We start from the raw sequence: 17,390 nt of genomic DNA on the forward strand, positions 1-17,390 counted from the left end.
AAAGGAAACGCCAACTCCGGCTGGCCTTAGGAATCTTGACGCCAATCGGTGTGTTGTTGTGATGTGCAGGACACCCCGACGAACCTTGCTGCGTTGTACAACGTAAGCTGTACCGGTGCTGAATCGCGGCAAGTGGGGCGATATTGCGCGACACCCGGCACCGGCGCGCCGTGCCGAGTTCTGGGCGGCGTGTCCGAAATGGGCACTATTGGGTCGGCAGTGTAGAACGGGAGATGTGACGGCAATGGCTACGGAAACTCTCCAGCTCCGCGACGCGTGTGCCGTCCCCGCGCCGGGCGGCGAGCGGTGACCCAAGCCGGTACGGCGCGTTCTGGTGATCCGGAGCGCGGAACGCTCGACAAGGCCGCGGGCGAGAACTTTCCCGTGGCGCCCTTCTTCCTGCCCAAGGCCTGGCGCGACGATCTGATGGCCGTCTACGGCTTCGCCCGCCTTGTCGATGACATCGGCGACGGCGACCTCGCCCCGGGCGGCGCGGACGCCAGGCTGCTCGGCGTGTCGCCCGAAAAGGCCGAGGACCGCCTCGCGCTCCTCGACGCCTTCGAGGCCGACCTGCACCGCGTGTTCGACTCGACGCCGCACCACCCGCTGCTGCGCCGTCTGCAGCCCACGGTCCGGCGCGCGAGCCTCACCCCCGAGCCCTTTCTCGGGCTGATCGCCGCGAACCGCCAGGACCAGCTGATCAAGCGGTACGAGACCTACGACGACCTGCTGGCCTACTGCGAGCTGTCCGCCAACCCCGTGGGCCGCCTCGTCCTCTCCGTCACCGGCACCTCGACGCCCGAGCGCATCCGCCGCTCCGACGCGGTGTGTACCGCGCTGCAGATCGCCGAGCACCTTCAGGACGTCGCCGAGGACCTCGGCCGCGACCGCATCTACCTGCCGGCCGAGGACATGAAGCGCTTCCATGTCCAGGAGGCGGATCTCGCCACGGCCACAGCAGGCGCATCGGTGCGCGCGCTCGTTGCATACGAATCAGAACGCGCGCTCCACCTCCTGAATGAAGGCACCCCCCTCGTGGGTAGCGTCCACGGCAGGTTGAAGCTGCTGCTCGCGGGGTTCGTGGCAGGGGGAAGGGCGGCAATCCGCGCGATTGCCGCCGCCGAATACGACGTACTTCCCGGCCCGCCCAAGCCCGGCAAGCTCCAGTTGCTGCGCGAGGTGGGAGTGACTCTGCGAGGAGAGGGGTGATCCGGAGCGTGGAGTCGGAACAGCACGTGTCCGCACCGGTACTCGCCGCTTACAGCTACTGCGAGGCAGTGACCGGTCAGCAGGCCCGTAATTTCGCCTATGGCATCAGACTTCTGCCGACGCCCAAGCGTCGCGCGATGTCGGCGCTCTACGCGTTCTCACGGCGTGTCGACGACATCGGCGACGGCGCGCTGGCGCCGGAGGTGAAGACGGCTCGTCTCGAGGACACCAAGGCGCTGCTCGCCCGGGTCCGCGAGGGCCGGGTCGACGAGGACGACACCGACCCGGTCGCGGTCGCCCTCAGTCATACGGCCGCGTACTTCCCGGTGCCGCTCGGCGGCCTCGACGAACTCATCGACGGCGTCCTGATGGACGTACGCGGTGAGACGTACGAGACCTGGGACGACCTGAAGGTGTACTGCCGGTGCGTGGCCGGGGCGATCGGGCGGCTCTCGCTCGGCGTGTTCGGTACGGAACCGGGGGCGCGCGGCGCCGAGCGTGCGCCGGAGTATGCGGACACGCTCGGGCTCGCGCTGCAACTCACCAACATCCTTCGGGACGTACGGGAGGACGCGGCGGGCGGGCGTACCTATCTGCCCGCCGACGACCTCGCGAAGTTCGGCTGCTCGGCCGGGTTCAACGGGCCGACTCCACCCGAGGGCTCCGACTTCGCGGGCCTCGTCCACTTCGAAGTGCGACGGGCCCGCACTCTTTTCGCGGAGGGCTACCGGCTGCTGCCCATGCTCGACCGGCGCAGCGGCGCCTGTGTCGCGGCCATGGCCGGTATCTACCGGCGGCTCCTCGACCGCATCGAGCGCGAGCCGGAGGCGGTGCTGCGCGGCCGCGTCTCGCTGCCCGGGCGCGAGAAGGCGTATGTCGCGGTGCGCGGTCTGTCCGGACTGGACGCCCGGCACGTCTCACGCCGTACCGTCAGGAGGCGCACCTGATGGACAATTTGGGCCAAGGTGATTCCACCGGCGAAAAGCGGCACGCAACCCTCCGGAGCCCGGTGGCGTCCCTGACTGCGACGGCCTACCGTGCACCGTTCAATCACCGCGGCACGGCCGCTGGGGAGGGTGCACGATGAGCGAGGACACGCAGCCCGCGAAGACCTCGGGCAGCCCGAAAGAAGAGGGCGCGAAGCGCGGCCTTGAAAGGGTGGTGGCGGGCGACGGGCGGGATGCCGCCGTGGTGGTCGGGGGAGGGCTGGCCGGGATCACCGCCGCGCTCGCGCTGGCCGACGCCGGAGTGCGGGTCACCCTGCTCGAGGGGCGGCCGCGGCTCGGCGGACTGGCCTTCTCCTTCCAGCGCGGCGAGCTCACCGTGGACAACGGTCAGCATGTGTATCTGCGCTGCTGCACCGCCTACCGCCGCTTCCTCGACCGCATCGACGGGGCCTCGCTCGCGCCGCTGCAGGATCGTCTCGACGTGCCCGTTCTCGACGCCGAGGGCAAACCCGGCCGACGACTCGGCAGAATCGGCCGCGACGCACTGCCCGTACCGCTGCATCTCGCGCGCGGCCTCGCGACGTATCAGCATCTGTCGCTCGCCGAGCGCGCCAAGGTAGGGCGTGCCGCCCTGGCACTCAAGGCGCTCGATCTCGACGATCCGGCCCTCGACGACCAGAACTTCGGCAGCTGGCTCGCCGCGCACGGCCAGTCGGAGCGTGCCATCGAGGCACTGTGGGACCTGGTGGGGGTCGCCACCCTCAACGCGGTGGCCGGCGACTCGTCGCTCGGGCTCGCCGCGATGGTGTTCAAGACCGGTCTGCTGTCCGACCCGGGCGCGGCCGACATCGGCTGGGCACGCGTCCCGCTGGGCGAACTGCACGACACCCTGGCCCGCAAGGCGCTCGACTCCGCGGGCGTGCGTACCGAAGTCCGTACACGCGTCACCTCCATCTCCCTTAACGGGAACGGGCGTTGGACCGTTCAGGTTCCCGGCGAAACGCTCGACGCCGACACCGTCGTCCTCGCCGTACCCCAGCGCGAGGCCCACGATCTGCTGCCCGAGGGAGCACTCGACGCCCCCGAACGGCTCCTGGAGATCGGTACCGCGCCGATCCTCAACGTCCATGTCGTCTACGACCGGAAGGTGCTCGCGCGTCCGTTCTTCGCGGCGCTCGGTTCCCCGGTGCAGTGGGTCTTCGACCGTACCGAGGCGTCCGGGCTGCGGGAAGGGCAGTACCTCGCCCTCTCGCAGTCGGCCGCTCAGGACGAGATCGACGAGCCCGTCGCCGTGCTTCGCGAGCGCTATCTGCCGGAGCTGGAGCGGCTGCTGCCCGCCGCGCGCGGCGCCGAGGTGAAGGACTTCTTCGTGACCCGGGAGCGCACGGCGACGTTCGCTCCCACCCCAGGCGTCGGGCGGCTGCGGCCCGGCGCCCGCACAAAAGCCCCCGGCCTGTATCTGGCCGGCGCGTGGACCGCCACCGGGTGGCCCGCGACCATGGAGAGTGCGGTCCGCAGCGGTGTCCGTGCGGCGGGAGCCGCGCTGAGCGCCCTGGGCCGGCCCCGCGACCACCTCTTCGCGTTCGAGGAGGCGGCCTGATGCTCGATGAGCGCGCGGCAGACCCCCGCACCCCCGGTACCGCAACAAGAGGAGAGACTGTGCCCACTGTGCCCCCGGCCGACAAGGCTGCCGACGCGGTGGACGTGACCGCGCTCCTTGAGCGCGGCCGGACCCTGGCCACACCGGTGCTGCGGGCGGCCGTCGACCGCCTTGCCGCTCCCATGGACACCGTCGCCGCCTACCACTTCGGCTGGATCGACGCCCAGGGCAACCCCGCGGACGGCGACGGCGGCAAGGCGGTGCGCCCCGCGCTCGCCGTGCTCTCCGCGCAGGCCGCCGGTGCCGCCCCGGAGGTCGGCGTGCCCGGCGCGGTCGCGGTCGAACTGGTGCACAACTTCTCACTGCTGCACGACGACCTGATGGACGGCGACGAACAGCGCCGACACCGCGACACCGTCTGGAAGGTGCACGGCCCCGCCCAGGCCATCCTCGTCGGCGACGCCCTGTTCGCGCTGGCCAACGAGATCCTCCTCGAACTCGGCACCGTCGAGGCCGGCCGTGCCACCCGCCGGCTGACCACCGCCACCCGCGCCCTCATCGACGGCCAGGCCCAGGACATCTCCTACGAGCACCGCGACCGGGTCAGCGTCGAGGAGTGCCTGGAGATGGAGGGCAACAAGACGGGTGCCCTGCTCGCCTGCGCCTGCTCCATCGGCGCGGTCCTCGGCGGCGCCGACGACCGGACCGCGGACACGCTGGAGAAGTACGGCTACCACCTCGGCCTGGCCTTCCAGGCCGTCGACGACCTCCTCGGCATCTGGGGCGACCCGGAGGCCACCGGCAAGCAGACCTGGAGCGATCTGCGCCAGCGCAAGAAGTCCCTGCCGGTCGTGGCCGCGCTCGCCGCGGGCGGACCCGCCTCCGAGCGGCTCGGCGAACTGCTCGCCGAAGACGCCAAGGCCAGCGACTTCGAGAACTTCTCCGAGGAGGAGTTCGCCGCGCGCGCCGCGCTCATCGAGGAGGCGGGCGGCCGCGAGTGGACCGCCCAGGAGGCACGCCGCCAGCACACCATCGCCATCGAGGCCCTGGACGCCGTGGAGATGCCCGACCAGGTGCGGGCCCAGCTCGTGGCGCTCGCCGACTTCGTCGTCGTACGAAAGAGATGATCACTATCGGTCGAATAAACCTCGCGTAGTCGCCGGCCGGTGCCGCGGGAGCGTCACGCACCGGCCGACGGCGGACCCACAGCAGAGACGTACCACTGCACGAAGGGGAAGCCATGACAGCGACGACCGACGGAAGCACCGGGGCACTGCCGCCCCGCGCTGCCGCGGCCAGCGAAATCCAGCAACAGACGACTCCCGTGGCGGCCGGGACAGTCGAGACCCGAGACGTCGCCACGCACGCCATACAGCGCGCCACCGATTTCCTGCTCTCGCTGCAGGACCCGGAGGGCTGGTGGAAGGGCGACCTCGAGACGAACGTCACGATGGACGCCGAGGACCTGCTCCTCCGTCAGTTCCTGGGAATCCGCGACGAGAGGACCACACGCGCCGCCGGGCTGTTCATCCGCGGCGAGCAGCGCGAGGACGGCACCTGGGCCACCTTCTACGGCGGCCCCGGCGAGCTCTCCGCCACCATCGAGGCGTACGTCGCCCTGCGGCTGGCCGGGGACCGGCCGGACGAGCCGCACATGGCGCGGGCGGCCGCCTGGATCCGCGAGCGGGGCGGTATCGCCTCGGCCCGTGTCTTCACCCGGATCTGGCTCGCCCTCTTCGGCTGGTGGAAGTGGGACGACCTGCCCGAACTCCCGCCGGAACTCATCTACTTCCCCAAGTGGATGCCGCTCAACATCTACGACTTCGGCTGCTGGGCCCGGCAGACGATCGTGCCGCTCACCATCGTCTCGGCGAAGCGCCCGGTGCGGCCCGCGCCGTTCCCGCTCGACGAGTTGCACACCGACGCCCGGGACCCCAACCCGGTCAAGCCTCCGGCCCCCGCGGCGAGTTGGGACGGGGTCTTCCAGCGTCTCGACAAGGCGTTGCACCAGTACCGCAAATTCGCCCCGCGCCGACTGCGCCGGGCCGCGATGAACCAGGCTGGGCGCTGGATCATCGAACGGCAGGAGAACGACGGCTGCTGGGGCGGCATCCAGCCGCCCGCGGTGTACTCGGTCATCGCGCTGCACCTGCTCGGTTACGACCTCCAACACCCGGTGATGCGCGAGGGGCTGGCGTCACTGGACCGCTTCGCGGTCTGGCGTGAGGACGGCGCCCGGATGATCGAGGCCTGTCAGTCGCCCGTGTGGGACACCTGCCTCGCCACCATCGCGCTCGCCGACGCGGGCCTGCCCGCCGACCATCCGCAGCTCGTGAAGGCCGCGGACTGGATGCTCGGAGAGGAGATCGTCCGGCCCGGGGACTGGGCGGTGAAGCGCCCTCAACTCCCGCCGGGGGGATGGGCGTTCGAGTTCCACAACGACAACTATCCCGACATCGACGACACCGCCGAGGTCGCCCTCGCGCTGCGCCGGGTCAGCCACCACGACCCGGACCGCGTCGAGAACGCCATCGGGCGCGGGGTGCGGTGGAACCTCGGTATGCAGTCCAAGGACGGCGGCTGGGGTGCCTTCGACGTCGACAACACCAGCGCCTTCCCCAACCGGCTGCCGTTCTGCGACTTCGGGGAGGTCATCGACCCGCCGTCCGCCGACGTCACCGCCCATGTGGTGGAGATGCTCGCGGTCGAGGGGCTCTCGCACGACCCGCGCACCCGCCGGGGCATCGAGTGGCTGCTCGCCCACCAGGAGCCGAACGGATCCTGGTTCGGCCGCTGGGGCGTCAACTACGTCTACGGAACGGGGTCGGTGGTCCCGGCGCTCGTGGCCGCCGGACTGCCCGCCTCGCACCCGGCGATCCGCCGGGCCGTGGCCTGGCTGGAGGGCGTGCAGAACGACGACGGCGGCTGGGGCGAGGATCTGCGCTCCTACGACGACGTCGCCGAGTGGAGCGGCCGCGGCGCCTCGACCGCCTCGCAGACCGCGTGGGCCCTGCTCGCCCTGCTGGCCGCGGGGGAGCGGGAGGCCAAGGCCGTCGAGCGCGGGGTCCAATGGCTCGCGGAGACCCAGCTGGCGGACGGCTCCTGGGACGAGCCGTACTTCACCGGCACCGGGTTCCCGTGGGACTTCTCGATCAACTACCACCTCTACCGACAGGTCTTCCCGCTCACCGCGCTCGGCCGCTATGCCCACGGCGAGCCGAGCTTCGTCCACGGCGAGACGTTCGCCGAGGTCAAGGGGGACTGATGGACAGGCAGGTTGCGTCGGCCCCGCTCCTTATCGCCTGCGCGCTCGGCATCGAGCACCTCGCCCTGCGCAGCGGCGACCGCACCGGCGCCGACGGGCCCGTCACAGTCCTGCGCACCGGCATGGGGCCCAAGGCCGCCGAGCGCTCGATCACCCGGGTCCTCGCCGACCCGGCGCTGAGCGAGGCCGCCGTGCTGGCCACGGGCTTCTGTGCGGGGCTCGCCCCGGGCATGCACCCCGGTGACCTGGTGGTCGCCGAGGAGGCCCGGGACCCGCGCGGCAGCACCCCATGTGTGGGCACCGAACTGCTCGTCAAGGAACTGGTGCGCGCCGTGCCCGGGCGCACCGTCCACACCGGACCACTCACCGGCTCCGATCACGTCGTCCGCGGTCACGAACGGTCGGATCTGCTCGCGACCGGCGCAATCGCGGTCGATATGGAATCAGCGGCCACGCTCCACAGCGCCGTGCGTGCGGGCGCGCGCCCGGTTGCGGCCGTACGAGTGGTCGTTGACGCTCCAGAACATGAACTCGTCCGTATCGGAACGGTACGCGGTGGAATATCGGCTTTCCGTGTTCTTCGTGCCGTCCTTCCCGCTTTCTTTGAATGGCACCGTTCTTTGTTGCTCCCTCGGAGGTGAGCCAGATGGCTATGCCGCTTCGGCAGTCCATGAAGGTCGCTGCGTACCTGTTTGAACAGAAGCTCAGGAAACGGGACAAGTTCGCGCTGCTTGTCGAGTTGGAACCCCTCTTCGCCTGCAACCTCAAGTGCGAGGGATGCGGCAAGATCCAGCACCCGGCGGGGGTGCTCAAGCAGCGCATGCCCGTCGCCCAGGCCGTGGGAGCGGTCCTCGAATCCGGTGCGCCGATGGTTTCCATCGCCGGCGGTGAGCCGCTGATGCACCCGCAGATCGACGAGATCGTACGGCAGTTGGTGGCCAGGAAGAAGTTCGTCTTCCTGTGCACGAACGCGCTGCTGATGCGCAAGAAGATGGACAAGTTCAAGCCCTCGCCCTACTTTGCGTGGGCCGTGCACATCGACGGGCTGCGCGAGCGGCACGACGAGTCGGTGGCCAAGGAAGGCACTTTCGACGAGGCGGTCGAGGCCATCAAGGAGGCCAAGCGGCGCGGCTTCCGCGTCACCACCAACTCGACCTTCTTCAACACCGACACCCCGCAGACCGTCATCGAGGTCCTGAACTTCCTCAATGACGACCTGAAGGTGGACGAGATGATGCTCTCGCCCGCCTACGCCTACGAGAAGGCGCCCGACCAGGAGCACTTCCTCGGCGTCCAGCAGACCCGGGAGCTGTTCAAGAAGGCCTTCGCGGGCGGCAACCGGCGCCGCTGGCGGCTCAACCAGAGCCCGCTCTTCCTGGACTTCCTGGAGGGCAAGGTCGACTTCCCGTGCACCGCGTGGGCGATCCCCAGCTACTCGCTCTTCGGCTGGCAGCGGCCCTGCTACCTGATGAGCGACGGGTACGTGCAGACGTACAGGCAACTTCTGGAGGAGACCGACTGGGACTCCTACGGCCGCGGCAAGGACGAGCGCTGCGCGAACTGCATGGCGCACTGCGGCTATGAGCCGACCGCCGTCCTCGCCACCATGGGCTCCCTCAAGGAGTCGCTGCGCGCCGCCCGCGAGACCTTCATGGAAAGCCGCGGGTGACGACATGACCGCCGTTTCCTTGGGCCTCCCCGAGGTGCCGGTCCGACCGATCGCCGAGCGTCGTGCGTCGCGGCAGATCCAGGTCGGACCGGTGGCGGTCGGGGGCGGAGCACCCGTGTCGGTGCAGTCGATGACGACGACGCGTACGTCGGACATCGGCGCCACCCTGCAGCAGATCGCGGAACTCACCGCGTCCGGCTGCCAGATCGTCCGCGTCGCCTGTCCCACGCAGGATGACGCGGACGCCCTCGCGACCATCGCCCGCAAGTCGCAGATCCCGGTGATCGCGGACATCCACTTCCAGCCCAAGTACGTGTTCGCGGCCATCGACGCGGGCTGCGCGGCGGTGCGGGTGAACCCGGGCAACATCAAGCAGTTCGACGACAAGGTGCGCGAGATCGCCCGGGCCGCCGCGGACGCGGGCACCCCGATCCGGATCGGGGTCAACGCCGGGTCGCTCGACCGGCGGCTGCTGCAGAAGTACGGCAAGGCGACGCCCGAGGCGCTCGTCGAGTCGGCGCTGTGGGAGGCCTCCCTCTTCGAGGAGCACGGATTCCGGGACATCAAGATCTCCGTGAAGCACAACGACCCCGTGGTGATGGTCAACGCCTACCGGCAGCTCGCCGCCCAGTGCGACTATCCGCTGCACCTCGGCGTGACGGAAGCCGGTCCGGCGTTCCAGGGGACCATCAAGTCGGCCGTCGCCTTCGGGGCGCTGCTCAGCGAGGGCATCGGGGACACCATCCGGGTCTCCCTCAGCGCGCCGCCCGCCGAGGAGGTCAAGGTCGGCCTCCAGATCCTGGAGTCGCTGAACCTGAAGCAGCGGCGCCTGGAGATCGTCTCGTGTCCGTCCTGCGGGCGCGCCCAGGTCGATGTCTACAAGCTGGCCGACGAGGTCACGGCCGGTCTGGAGGGGATGGAGGTCCCGTTGCGCGTCGCGGTCATGGGCTGCGTCGTCAACGGCCCCGGAGAGGCACGGGAGGCGGACCTGGGGGTCGCCTCCGGCAACGGCAAGGGGCAGATCTTCGTCAAGGGCGAGGTCATCAAGACCGTACCCGAGTCGAAGATCGTCGAGACCCTCATCGAGGAAGCGATGAAGCTCGCCGAGCAGATGGAGAACGACGGCGTCGCCTCCGGCGAACCGGCCGTCACCGTGAGTTGATCAGCACGGACCGAGAGGGGGCCCGAGCGTGACGATTCTGGAGAGCATCCGGGGACCACGCGACCTGAAGGCGCTGTCCGAGGCGGACGTCGGTGAACTGGCGGAAGAGATCAGGGACTTCCTGGTGCACGCGGTCGCCAGGACCGGCGGTCACCTCGGGCCCAATCTGGGGGTGGTGGAACTCTCCATCGCGCTCCACCGGGTCTTCGAGTCACCCGTCGACCGCATCCTGTGGGACACCGGCCACCAGAGCTACGTACACAAGCTGCTGACGGGACGCCAGGACTTCTCCAAGCTGCGCGGAAAGGGCGGCCTGTCCGGCTATCCCTCGCGCGAGGAGTCCGAGCACGACATCATCGAGAACAGCCACGCCTCCACGGCGCTCGGCTGGGCCGACGGGCTCGCCAAGGCCCGTCAGGTGCAGGGCGAGAAGGGCCATGTCGTCGCGGTCATCGGCGACGGCGCGCTGACCGGCGGCATGGCGTGGGAGGCGCTGAACAACATCGCCGCCGCCAAGGACCGCCCGCTGATCATCGTCGTCAACGACAACGAACGCTCGTACGCGCCGACCATCGGCGGCCTCGCCAACCACCTGGCGACCCTGCGTACGACCGACAGTTACGAGAAGGTCCTCGCCTGGGGCAAGGACGTACTGCTGCGCACCCCCGTCGTCGGACACACGATCTACGAGTCGCTGCACGGCGCGAAGAAGGGCTTCAAGGACGCCTTCGCGCCGCAGGGCATGTTCGAGGACCTCGGGCTCAAGTACGTCGGGCCGATCGACGGGCACGATGTCGGGGCCGTGGAGTCCGCGTTGCGGCGCGCGAAACGCTTCCACGGGCCGGTGCTCGTGCACTGCCTGACCGAGAAGGGGCGCGGTTACGAGCCGGCCCTCGCACACGAGGAGGACCACTTCCACACGGTGGGCGTGATGGACCCCCTGACGTGCGAGCCGCTCGCTCCCTCGGGCGGGCCGTCCTGGACCTCGGTGTTCGGGGACGAGATCGTCCGGATCGGTGAGGAGCGGGACGACGTCGTGGCGATCACGGCGGCCATGCTGCATCCGGTGGGACTCGGGAAGTTCGCCGAACGCTTCCCCGACCGGGTGTGGGACGTCGGGATCGCCGAGCAGCACGCCACGGTGTCCGCGGCCGGACTCGCCACGGGCGGCCTGCACCCCGTCGTCGCCGTCTACGCCACCTTCCTCAACCGGGCCTTCGACCAGCTCCTGATGGATGTGTCACTCCACCGGTGTGGTGTCACATTCGTACTGGACAGGGCGGGCGTCACAGGTGTCGACGGCGCCTCCCACAACGGCATGTGGGACATGTCGATCCTCCAGGTCGTGCCGGGCCTCAGGATCGCGGCGCCGCGCGACGCCGACCAACTGCGGGCCCAGCTGCGGGAGGCGGTCGCCGTCGACGACGCGCCGACGCTGATCCGCTTCCCCAAGGAGTCCGTCGGCCCCGCGATCCCGGCGGTCGACCACCTGGGCGGGCTGGACGTCCTGCACCGTTCCGTGGAGAGTCCGCACGTGCTCCTGGTCGCCGTCGGCGTCATGGCGCCGGTCTGCCTCCAGGCGGCCGAGCTCCTCGAGGCCCGCGGTATCGGCTGCACCGTCGTCGACCCGCGCTGGGTCAAACCCGTCGACCCGGCGCTGCCCGGCCTCGCCGCCGAGCACCGGCTCGTCGCGGTCGTCGAGGACAACAGCCGGGCGGCAGGCGTCGGCGCGGCGGTCGCGCTGGCGCTCGGGGACGCCGAGGTCGATGTGCCCGTACGGCGGTTCGGCATTCCGGAGCAGTTCCTCGCGCACGCCAAGCGCGGGGAGGTGCTGGCCGACATAGGTCTCACGCCCGTCGAGATCGCCGGGCGGATCAGCGCCGGCCTGGCCGTCAAGGACGCGCTGTCGAAGGACGTGCTGTCCGAGGATGAGTTGTCCAAGGAGAAACAGGAATGAGCGACTCTGCTCAGAAGCGGGAGTTCGACCTCGGCGCGCTGCTGGCCGAGCGCGGAGCCGAGCGCTACGAGCTGCACACCAAGTACCTGAACCACCAGCTCCCGCGCATGCTGCACACCATCGGCTTCGACAAGGTGTACGAGCGGGCCGAGGGCGCGCACTTCTGGGACGCGGACGGCAACGACTACCTGGACATGCTCGCCGGGTTCGGGGTGATGGGCCTGGGCCGCCACCACCCGGTGGTCCGCCAGGCGCTGCACGACGTCCTGGACGCCTCGCTCGCCGACCTCACCCGCTTCGACTGCCAGCCGCTGCCCGGGCTGCTGGCGGAGAAGCTGCTCACCCACAGCCCGCACCTGGACCGGGTGTTCTTCGGCAACAGCGGTACGGAGGCCGTGGAGACCGCGCTGAAATTCGCCCGGTACGCCACCGGGAAGCCGAGGATCCTCTACTGCTCCCACGCCTTCCACGGACTGACCACCGGCTCGCTCTCCGTGAACGGCGAGGACGGCTTCCGCGACGGCTTCGCCCCGCTGCTGCCCGACACGGCCGTCCCGCTCGGCGACCTCGACGTCCTGACCCGGGAGCTGAAGAAGGGCGACGTCGCCGGGCTGATCGTCGAGCCCGTCCAGGGCAAGGGCGTGCACGAGGCCCCGCCCGGATATCTGCGCGCCGCCCAGGAGCTGCTGCACCAGCACAAGGCGCTGCTCATCGCGGACGAGGTGCAGACGGGCCTGGGGCGCACCGGGGACTTCTACGCCTACCAGCACGAGGAGGGCGTCGAACCGGACCTGGTGTGCGTGGCCAAGGCGCTCTCCGGCGGCTATGTGCCGGTCGGCGCGACCCTCGGCAAGGACTGGATCTTCAAGAAGGTCTACTCGTCCATGGACCGGGTCCTCGTCCACTCGGCGAGCTTCGGCTCGAACGCGCAGGCCATGGTGGCGGGTCTCGCCGTGCTCTCCGTGATGGAGAACGAACAGACCGTGGCGAACGCCCGGGCCACGGGAGAACGACTGAAGTCCCGGCTCACGGCGCTCGTCGACACGTACGAGCTGCTGAGCGACGTACGTGGCCGGGGTCTGATGATCGGCATCGAGTTCGGGCGGCCCAAGTCGCTGAAGCTGCGCAGCCGCTGGACCATGCTGCAGGCCGCGCGCAAGGGCCTGTTCGCGCAGATGGTCGTCGTCCCGCTGCTCCAGCGGCACCGCATCCTCACCCAGGTCTCCGGCGACCACCTGGAGGTGATCAAGCTGATCCCGCCGCTGATCATCGGCGAGCGGGACGTGGACCGGTTCGTGGAGGCCTTCACCGCCGTGATGGACGACGCGCACAACGGCGGCGGGCTCATGTGGGACTTCGGAAAGACACTGGTCAAGCAGGCGATGGCCAACCGGTAAAGGGTGCACACTCGGGGCGGGCTCGCGGCGCGGGCCCGCCTTCGGCACCGACCGGAGCGCGAATTTTGCCTCTATGGCAAGAAATTTGCCTGTGAGGCAATGCTGCGGCTCAATGGAGTGCATGAGCCCTGTCGAGTCGGGGGCGGCCGGTGTGCCGCCCGAGTCCGGGACAGCCGAGGTGCCGCCCGTCGTCGCACCGCAGCTGCGTGAGCTGCGGCGCCGTGCCTCGCTGACGCTGGAGGCCGCGGCCCGCGCCGCCGGGCTCTCGGCCGCCCACCTCTCCCGCCTGGAGACGGGGCAGCGCCAGCCCTCGCTGCCGATGCTGCTCGCACTCGCTCGTATCTACGGTACGACGGTCTCGGAGCTGCTCGGCGAGACGGTTGCCGAACGGGACGCGATCGTACGCGCCGCCGACATGGAGCCGACCCAGGCGGGCGGCTGGACGTACTGGCAGGCCGGTGCCTCGGGCCGCGGGATGCAGGCCCTGCGGGTGCGGGTCCCGTACGGCTCGCAGGGCGACATCGTGCGCGTCCACCCCGGCGAGGAGTGGCTCTACGTCCTCCAGGGACGGCTGAGACTGCGCCTCGGGGACACCGCGCAGGTACTGGCGCCCGGGGACAGCGCGCACTTCGACTCGCTGACCCCGCACCGCATCGCGGCCGCCGACCACTCGGGGGCCGAACTCCTCTTCGTACACACCCTGCTGCAGAGCCCCACCGCCGCGCTGTGCCTCGGCCCGGTGGCAGGACACCCGACCATGGGAGAGATGTCATGACGGAACCCACACAACCCACGACACCCGCCACCCCGCGGCGCTCCATGGTGGAGAAGTTCCCCCGTGCCCTGTGGGTGCGGCTGATCATCTACATCGCCGTCGGCCACATCTTCGCGGCCTTCATCTTCCTGCTGTTCTCGCTGGGGGCGCAGCACCAGTAAGCCCCCTTCGGCGCGGCTCAGTCGAGCAGGCGCTCGCGCAGCCGCTCCCGGTGCTCCGGAGTGACGCCCAGTCCCTGCTCCAGGTAGGTGTCGACGCCGCCCCAGGTCTCCTCGATCGTCTCGAAGGCCGCGCTCAGATATTCGGCGCGCGCGTCGAACAGCGGGCTGAGCAGTTCCATGACCTCGGGGGAGCGGGCCGACTCCGAGCCGTTGCGCCGCACCTTGTAACGACGGTGCGTCGCGTTCGACTCCAGATAGTCGGCCACGATGGCGTCGCGCTCGACGTCGAGGGCGAGCAGCGTCACGGCTATGGACAGGCCCGCGCGGTCCTTGCCCGCCGCGCAGTGCATCAGCGCGGGCACACTGTCCTCCGCCAGGGCGTGCAGCACCTGGGAGTGCTCGGCCGTGCGGTCCTTGATGATCTCGCGGTAGGAATTGATCATCCGGTTCGCCGCCCCGCCGTCACCGAGATGGGCGCGCAGCTGGTCGACGTGGCCGTCGCGGACCATCTTCCAGAACTCGCTGCCGTCGGCCGGGTCGGTCAGCGGAAGGTTCACGTTCCGTACACCCGGCAGTTCGACGTCCGGCCCCTCCAGCTTCTGATCCGCGGCATTGCGGAAGTCGAAGATCGTGTGCAGCCCCAGGGAGGCGAGGAACGCGGCGTCCCCCTCCGTGGCGTGCGCGAGATGGCCGCTGCGGAACAGCCGGCCGTACCGCACCCGGCGGCCGTCCGCGGTGGGCAGGCCGCCCACGTCCCGGAAGTTGCGCACTCCGGCCAGCTCAGGCTCGGTCGACGGGACCTGCTGCGTCACGGGGGCTCCTCCCATTGGGCCGCCGGCGCTGCTCGGCGACGCTCGCCGACGGGAATCGCGCTCTCGACGATACGACATGGGTTCCTCAGGCAAGGAAGTTGTCCACAGCCGTTGCCTCCCGGCTGAGACGCCGTTGATGATGTTGGTGATTGAGTGCGGCTGTTCGAATTTGTGAGGGTTTGATGATCGAAATTGGCGGAGATGGTCGTACGTGGCTTCTCTCGGGGCCCACGAGCAGCTACGCACTGCGGCTGACCGACCTCGACGAGCTGCTCCATCTGTACTGGGGCCCACGGATCACTCTCGCCGACGCCGGGTCGCTGGCCGCCCTGCCCGGACCGCCGTACCGGCCCTTCGAGTCCGGGCTGGACGGGCGCGAGGAGTATCCCGTCGAGGGCGGCCCGCGCTTCGTACGCCCGGCGCTGTCCGTCCGGACGGACGAGCGGCGCGGCACCGAGTGGCGCTTCGAGGAGTACGAGGCCGACGGCGACGAACTGCGGCTGCGTTTCGTGGACGACGGGCTCGGCATCACGCTGCACTACCGGATGCGCCAGGACGTCGTCGAGCGCTGGGTGACCCTCGCCAACGAAGGCCCCTCCCTGGAGCTGCTGCGCGCCGACTCCGCGACCTGGACGCTGCCCGAGCGTGACGGCTGGCGGCTGTCCCAACTGCACGGGCGGTGGGCGGCCGAGTCCCGGCTCGTACGCTCCCCCCTCACCTACGGTGAGAAGGTCATCGGCAGCCGCCGCGGGCACACCGGGCACCAGCATCTGCCGTGGGTCGCGCTCGACAGCGGGGCGAGTGAGGAGAGCGGGGAGGTGTACGGCTGCGCGCTCGGGTGGTCGGGCTCGTGGCGGATCTGTGTGGCCCAGCTCCCCGACGCGCGCGTGCAGATCTCCGGCGGCGCGGGGTACGACGACTCCGGGCTGCTGCGGCTGGAGCCGGGGGAGTCGTTCACCACCCCCGTCTTCGCGGGGCTGTGGAGCGACGGCGGCTTCGGCGGGGCGAGCCGGGCCTGGCACGCCTACCAGCGCGCGTACGTCATCCCGGACGCGGACCAGGACCGGCCGGTGCTGTTCAACTCCTGGGAGGCCACCCACTTCGACATCTCCGAGGAACAGCAGGGGGCACTGGCGCGGCGGGCCGCGGCCATGGGGGTCGAACTGTTCGTGGTCGACGACGGCTGGTTCGGGGCGCGGACCAGCGACCGGGCCGGGCTCGGAGACTGGACCCCCAACCCGGACCGCTTCCCGACCGGGCTCAAGCCGCTCGGTGACTATGTGCATGCCCTTGGGATGCAGTTCGGGATCTGGGTCGAGCCGGAAATGGTCAATCCGGACAGCGAGCTCTACCGCGCGCACCCCGACTGGGTGCAGTTCCAGCCAGGTCGAACCAGGACGGAGTTCCGCAATCAGCTCGTACTGAACCTCGCGCGCGAGGACGTCCAGGAGTATCTCTGGGATCAGCTCGACAGCCTGCTCTCCAGCGCCCCGATCGACTATGTGAAGTGGGACTTCAACCGCTGCTTCACGGACGCCGGTTGGCCCGGTGAGCCGTATCCGCAGAAGCTCTGGGTCGAGCACGTGGAGGCCCTGTACGCCCTGCTGGACCGACTGCGGGCCGCGCACCCCGAGGTCGCCTTCGAGTCCTGCTCCGGCGGTGGCGGCCGGATCGACCTCGGCATCATGGCCCGTACGGACCAGGTGTGGACCTCTGACAACACCGACCCGCTCGATCGGCTCGCCATCCAGCACGGCTTCAGCCAGATCCACCCGGCCCGGATCATGGCCGCCTGGGTCACGGACAGCCCGAACGCACAGCTCAACGGACGGATCAGCTCGCTGCGCTTCCGGTTCGTGAGCGCCATGGCCGGGGTGCTCGGGGTCGGCGGCCACCTGACCGAGTGGAGTGAACAGGAGCTCGTCGAGGCCCGGGACTGGGTGGACCTCTACAAGGACATCCGGCCGGTCGTCCAGCGCGGCGACCTTTACCGGTTGCGGCCCCCGGAGGGTGGGCTGAGCGCGGTGCAGTACGTCCACGGCGACGAGTCCGTCGTACTCGCCCTGCTCCAGGCCCAGCACCACGGCGAGCCGGTCGCCCCGCTCCGGCTGTGTGGGCTCGACCCGAGCGCCGCGTACGAATGCCGTGAAACGGGTGAAGTGCACCGGGGTGCGGTGCTGCTGCACCACGGGCTGCGGACCGGGCTGAGTGGAGACTTTGATGCGGCAGCCATCCGGCTGCGTCGCATGTGAGTGCTTTGTCCGTATTGGGGCCTTCATTCCAACTGGCCCTGGAATAAAGCGCCCTGGGGTGACGTGCGTGAGCAGCGTCATATTCGTGACGATGCGTTGCGGCTCCTTTTCTCGATCCGCCCGGATTTCCGGGCGGATCGAGGGTCCGGGAAGATCGCCCATCCACGGAGGGTGACGGGAATTC

General features: G+C 69.9%; 15 protein-coding genes. 14 read left to right on the plus strand and 1 reads right to left on the minus strand.

What is annotated here, in order from left to right; genetic code table 11:
* Nucleotides 1–306: 306 nt before the first annotated feature.
* From hpnC to OG747_RS40180, 13 genes are all read left to right on the plus strand, one after another.
* Entirely contained in the window at nucleotides 307–1,209 is a 903-nt protein-coding gene (gene hpnC, locus OG747_RS40120; protein WP_405884256.1) for a squalene synthase HpnC, read from the plus strand.
* The gene (gene hpnD / locus OG747_RS40125) at nucleotides 1,206–2,156 is read left to right on the plus strand and encodes a presqualene diphosphate synthase HpnD (protein ID WP_405884257.1); all 951 of its coding nucleotides are present in this window, start codon (nucleotides 1,206–1,208) and stop codon (nucleotides 2,154–2,156) included. Before hpnC ends, hpnD begins: the two co-directional genes overlap by 4 nt.
* Nucleotides 2,156–2,296 carry a DUF6380 family protein gene (locus tag OG747_RS40130; RefSeq protein ID WP_405884259.1) on the plus strand — a complete coding sequence of 47 codons (141 nt, stop codon included), beginning with the start codon at nucleotides 2,156–2,158 and terminating at the stop codon, nucleotides 2,294–2,296. Before hpnD ends, OG747_RS40130 begins: the two co-directional genes overlap by 1 nt.
* The gene (gene hpnE / locus OG747_RS40135; protein ID WP_405884260.1) at nucleotides 2,293–3,756 is read left to right on the plus strand and encodes a hydroxysqualene dehydroxylase HpnE; all 1,464 of its coding nucleotides are present in this window, start codon (nucleotides 2,293–2,295) and stop codon (nucleotides 3,754–3,756) included. Before OG747_RS40130 ends, hpnE begins: the two co-directional genes overlap by 4 nt.
* Nucleotides 3,756–4,883: a polyprenyl synthetase family protein gene (locus OG747_RS40140; protein ID WP_405884261.1), complete on the plus strand. Its 1,128-nt coding sequence runs from the start codon at nucleotides 3,756–3,758 to the stop codon at nucleotides 4,881–4,883. The genes hpnE and OG747_RS40140 overlap by 1 nt, the downstream gene beginning before the upstream one ends.
* Nucleotides 4,884–4,996: 113 nt before the next feature.
* Nucleotides 4,997–7,021: a squalene--hopene cyclase gene (gene shc / locus OG747_RS40145; protein WP_405884262.1), complete on the plus strand. Its 2,025-nt coding sequence runs from the start codon at nucleotides 4,997–4,999 to the stop codon at nucleotides 7,019–7,021.
* A complete protein-coding gene (locus tag OG747_RS40150) occupies nucleotides 7,021–7,662 on the plus strand; it encodes a 1-hydroxy-2-methyl-2-butenyl 4-diphosphate reductase (protein WP_405884263.1) in 642 nt (213 codons plus the stop codon). Before shc ends, OG747_RS40150 begins: the two co-directional genes overlap by 1 nt.
* Before the next feature lie 5 nt (nucleotides 7,663–7,667).
* Nucleotides 7,668–8,690, plus strand: a complete 1,023-nt coding sequence (gene hpnH / locus OG747_RS40155; RefSeq protein WP_405884264.1) for an adenosyl-hopene transferase HpnH — start codon at nucleotides 7,668–7,670, stop codon at nucleotides 8,688–8,690.
* A gap of 4 nt (nucleotides 8,691–8,694) precedes the next feature.
* Entirely contained in the window at nucleotides 8,695–9,852 is a 1,158-nt protein-coding gene (gene ispG / locus OG747_RS40160) for a flavodoxin-dependent (E)-4-hydroxy-3-methylbut-2-enyl-diphosphate synthase (protein WP_405884265.1), read from the plus strand.
* Between the two features lie 28 nt (nucleotides 9,853–9,880).
* A complete protein-coding gene (gene dxs / locus OG747_RS40165) occupies nucleotides 9,881–11,809 on the plus strand; it encodes a 1-deoxy-D-xylulose-5-phosphate synthase (RefSeq protein ID WP_405884266.1) in 1,929 nt (642 codons plus the stop codon).
* Nucleotides 11,806–13,206: an aspartate aminotransferase family protein gene (locus tag OG747_RS40170; protein WP_405884267.1), complete on the plus strand. Its 1,401-nt coding sequence runs from the start codon at nucleotides 11,806–11,808 to the stop codon at nucleotides 13,204–13,206. The genes dxs and OG747_RS40170 overlap by 4 nt, the downstream gene beginning before the upstream one ends.
* 121 nt (nucleotides 13,207–13,327) lie before the next feature.
* Nucleotides 13,328–13,981: a helix-turn-helix domain-containing protein gene (locus OG747_RS40175; RefSeq protein WP_405884268.1), complete on the plus strand. Its 654-nt coding sequence runs from the start codon at nucleotides 13,328–13,330 to the stop codon at nucleotides 13,979–13,981.
* 44 nt (nucleotides 13,982–14,025) lie between these two features.
* A complete protein-coding gene (locus OG747_RS40180) occupies nucleotides 14,026–14,142 on the plus strand; it encodes a DUF6126 family protein (protein ID WP_405885958.1) in 117 nt (38 codons plus the stop codon).
* 17 nt (nucleotides 14,143–14,159) lie between these two features.
* Here OG747_RS40180 and OG747_RS40185 read toward each other — a convergent pair whose 3' ends face one another.
* Nucleotides 14,160–14,954 carry a tyrosine-protein phosphatase gene (locus OG747_RS40185; protein WP_405884269.1) on the minus strand — a complete coding sequence of 265 codons (795 nt, stop codon included), beginning with the start codon at nucleotides 14,952–14,954 and terminating at the stop codon, nucleotides 14,160–14,162.
* Nucleotides 14,955–15,136: 182 nt separating this feature from the next.
* On the opposite strand from OG747_RS40185, the gene OG747_RS40190 reads away from it, so the two are divergent.
* Nucleotides 15,137–17,206: an alpha-galactosidase gene (locus OG747_RS40190; RefSeq protein WP_405884270.1), complete on the plus strand. Its 2,070-nt coding sequence runs from the start codon at nucleotides 15,137–15,139 to the stop codon at nucleotides 17,204–17,206.
* The last annotated feature ends 184 nt before the right edge of the window (nucleotides 17,207–17,390 follow it).

The sequence above is a fragment of the Streptomyces sp. NBC_01384 genome (assembly GCF_045040035.1).
Taxonomy (GTDB): Bacteria; Actinomycetota; Actinomycetes; order Streptomycetales; family Streptomycetaceae; genus Streptomyces.

Excerpts from the sequence above, each read along its gene's own strand:
- OG747_RS40130 (WP_405884259.1), top strand. The coding sequence starts at position 2,156 with ATGGACAATTTGGGCCAAGGTGATTCCACCGGCGAAAAGCGGCACGCA.
- hpnE (WP_405884260.1), top strand. The coding sequence starts at position 2,293 with ATGAGCGAGGACACGCAGCCCGCGAAGACCTCGGGCAGCCCGAAAGAA.
- OG747_RS40140 (WP_405884261.1), top strand. The coding sequence starts at position 3,756 with ATGCTCGATGAGCGCGCGGCAGACCCCCGCACCCCCGGTACCGCAACA.
- shc (WP_405884262.1), top strand. The coding sequence starts at position 4,997 with ATGACAGCGACGACCGACGGAAGCACCGGGGCACTGCCGCCCCGCGCT.
- OG747_RS40150 (WP_405884263.1), top strand. The coding sequence starts at position 7,021 with ATGGACAGGCAGGTTGCGTCGGCCCCGCTCCTTATCGCCTGCGCGCTC.
- hpnH (WP_405884264.1), top strand. The coding sequence starts at position 7,668 with ATGGCTATGCCGCTTCGGCAGTCCATGAAGGTCGCTGCGTACCTGTTT.
- ispG (WP_405884265.1), top strand. The coding sequence starts at position 8,695 with ATGACCGCCGTTTCCTTGGGCCTCCCCGAGGTGCCGGTCCGACCGATC.
- OG747_RS40170 (WP_405884267.1), top strand. The coding sequence starts at position 11,806 with ATGAGCGACTCTGCTCAGAAGCGGGAGTTCGACCTCGGCGCGCTGCTG.
- OG747_RS40175 (WP_405884268.1), top strand. The coding sequence starts at position 13,328 with ATGAGCCCTGTCGAGTCGGGGGCGGCCGGTGTGCCGCCCGAGTCCGGG.
- OG747_RS40180 (WP_405885958.1), top strand. The coding sequence starts at position 14,026 with ATGGTGGAGAAGTTCCCCCGTGCCCTGTGGGTGCGGCTGATCATCTAC.
- OG747_RS40190 (WP_405884270.1), top strand. The coding sequence starts at position 15,137 with ATGATCGAAATTGGCGGAGATGGTCGTACGTGGCTTCTCTCGGGGCCC.